At 71.5% G+C, this 2955-nt stretch carries 1 protein-coding gene; it reads left to right on the forward strand.

The annotated features are described in order from the left end of the window. A partial coding sequence (locus AB0I68_RS38900; RefSeq protein ID WP_363182174.1) for a beta-ketoacyl synthase N-terminal-like domain-containing protein occupies positions 1-2955 on the forward strand: 2955 nt, incomplete at both ends.

A 2955-nucleotide genomic window follows, 5' to 3' on the forward strand; every position in this document is an offset into this window, starting at 1 on the left:
GAGCTGACCGTCGAGCTGGGCATCGAGCTCGACGCCTTCGTGCTGTTCTCGTCCATGAGTGGCACGATCGGCTCGGCGGGTCAGGGCAACTACGCCGCTGCCAACGCCTACCTGGACGCGCTCGCCGAGCAGCGGCGGGCGGCCGGTCTGGCCGCGACGTCCATCGCCTGGGGTCCGTGGGCCGAAGGCGGTATGGCCGCCGATGAGGCGATGGATGCGCGGATGCGGCGCGAGGGCGTGCCGCCGATGGCACCCGACTCGGCAATCACCGCTCTGGCGCAGGCCGTTGGTACCACCGAAGCCGCCCTGACCGTCGCGGACATCGACTGGGAGCGCTTCTCCGCCGTCGTGGGGGCCGTCCGCCCCAACCCCTCGGTCGCCGACTTCACGCACCGACCCGCTGCCGCCGTCACCAGTCACGGGACCGTGGTCACAGGCGCCGACGTCGCCGGAGGGGCGTTCGCGAAGCTGGCCGGGCTGCCCCGGGCCGAGCAAGAACGCGAGCTGCTCAGCCTGGTCCGTACGCACGTCGCCGCAGTCCTCGGGCACGATGGTGCGGAGGCGGTGGGTGCGGAGCGCGCCTTCAAGGATCTCGGCTTCGACTCCCTGTCCGCCGTCGACCTCCGCAACCGACTCGGCGCGGCCACCGCGGTCCAGCTCCCCACCACCCTCGTCTACGACTACCCCACGGCCTCGGCCCTCGCGGAGTACCTGCGCGGGGAACTGAGGGGCGCCGCTCCCGAGGCCGACGCCTCCTCGGACCGTGCCGTCGCGGCCGACGAGGACCCGATCGCCATCGTGGCCATGAGCTGCCGCTTCCCTGGCGGCGTGCGGACGCCGGAGCAGCTCTGGCGCCTCCTCTCGGAAGGCACTGACGCCGTCGCCGAGTTCCCGGCCGACCGCGGCTGGGACCTGGACCGGCTCTACGCGGCGGACCCGGAGCAGCCCGGGACCTCGTGCACCCGCGAAGGCGGATTCCTCTACGACGTAGCGGACTTCGACGCCGACTTCTTCGGGATCTCGCCCCGCGAGGCCCTCGCGATGGACCCGCAGCAGCGTCTGCTGCTGGAGACCTCCTGGGAGACCTTCGAGCGGGCCGGCATCGACCCCGCCGTGCTCAGGGGCAGCCGCGCCGGCGTCTTCGTCGGCACCAACGGCCAGGACTACCTCTCCCTGGTCGCGGGCGACGCCGAGGGCCTGGAGGGGCACGTCGGTACCGGCAACGCGGCGAGCGTCGTCTCCGGCCGCATATCGTACGTCTTCGGCCTCGAGGGCCCGGCGATCACGGTCGACACGGCCTGCTCGTCCTCGCTGGTCGCCCTGCACCTGGCCGTTCAGGCCCTTCGCCAAGGCGAGTGCAGCCTGGCGCTCGCCGGTGGTGTGACGGTCATGTCCACCCCGGACGCGTTCGTCGATTTCAGCCGCCAGCGTGGGTTGGCGGAGGACGGCCGGATCAAGGCTTTTGCGGCTGCTGCGGACGGGACCGGTTGGGGTGAGGGTGTCGGCATGCTGCTCGTGGAGCGGCTGTCCGACGCTCGGCGCAACGGGCACCCGGTCCTCGCGATCGTGCGGGGTTCGGCGATCAACCAGGACGGTGCCAGCAATGGCCTGACCGCCCCGAACGGCCCCTCGCAGCAGCGCGTCATCCGCCAGGCGCTGGCCGGAGCCGGTCTGACGGCCGCCGAAGTGGATGTGGTCGAGGCGCACGGCACGGGCACGCGGCTCGGTGACCCCATCGAGGCGCAGGCGCTGCTGGCGACCTACGGGCAGGAGCGCCCGGACGGCCGACCGCTGCTGCTGGGGTCCATCAAGTCGAACATCGGTCACACGCAGGCCGCCGCCGGTGTGGCCGGTGTGATCAAGATGGTGCTGGCAATGCAGCACGGGGTGCTTCCGCAGACCCTGCACGTCGACGCTCCCACCCCGCACGTGGACTGGTCGGCCGGTGACATCGAGCTGCTGACCGAGTTGCGCGCGTGGCCCAGGACGGTTCGCCCGCGCCGGGCCGGTGTGTCCTCTTTCGGCCTGAGCGGTACGAACGCCCACACGATCATCGAGGAGGCCCCGCAGCTCGACGGCGAGGCGACGGCAGTCGGTCACCGGACCGGGACGGGGATCGCAACCTCCGTCCTGCCCTTCGTCGTGAGCGGCAAGGGAACGGACGCGCTGCGCGCCCAAGCCGAACAGCTCGTGTCCTGGCTCGCCGAGAACCCGCAGGCCGCTGCCGCCGACGTCGCGCACTCCCTCGCGGCCGGGCGGTCCGCCTTCGAGGCCCGGGCCGTCCTGGTCGCGCAGAACGCGGACCGCGAGGAGCTGCTCACCGGACTGCGCACCCTCGCGGCGGGCGAGCAGGTGCCGGGTCTGGTCCAGGGCACGGTGTCCGGGGGCGGACTGGCCTTCCTGTTCACGGGGCAGGGCAGTCAGCGGCTGGGGATGGGGCGTGAGCTGTACGACGCCTTCCCCGCCTTTGCGGACGCGCTGGATGCGGTGTGTGCCCGGTTCGACTTGGATGTCCCGTTGAAGGACGTGCTGTTCGGGTCGGATGCGGAGCTGCTGGACCGTACGGAGTACACGCAGCCGGCGCTGTTCGCGGTCGAGGTGGCGTTGTTCCGTCTCGTCGAGTCGTGGGGTGTGAAGCCGGACTTCCTCGCCGGTCATTCGATCGGTGAGATCGCTGCCGCGCATGTGGCGGGTGTCTTCTCGCTGGACGACGCGTGCACGCTGGTGGCGGCCCGTGGTCGTCTGATGCAGGGGCTGCCGTCGGGTGGTGTGATGATCGCGGTGCAGGCTTCGGAGGACGAGGTCCTGCCGCTGCTCACCGACCGCGTGAGTATCGCGGCCGTCAACGGCCCGCAGTCGGTGGTCGTTGCCGGTGACGAGGATGCTGCGCTGGCCGTGGTGGCTTCGTTCGCCGACCGGAAGACCAAGCGGCTGACGGTCAGTCATGCGTTCCAC

The organism is Streptomyces sp. NPDC050448 (genome assembly GCF_040655295.1).
GTDB lineage: Bacteria > Actinomycetota > Actinomycetes > Streptomycetales > Streptomycetaceae > Streptomyces.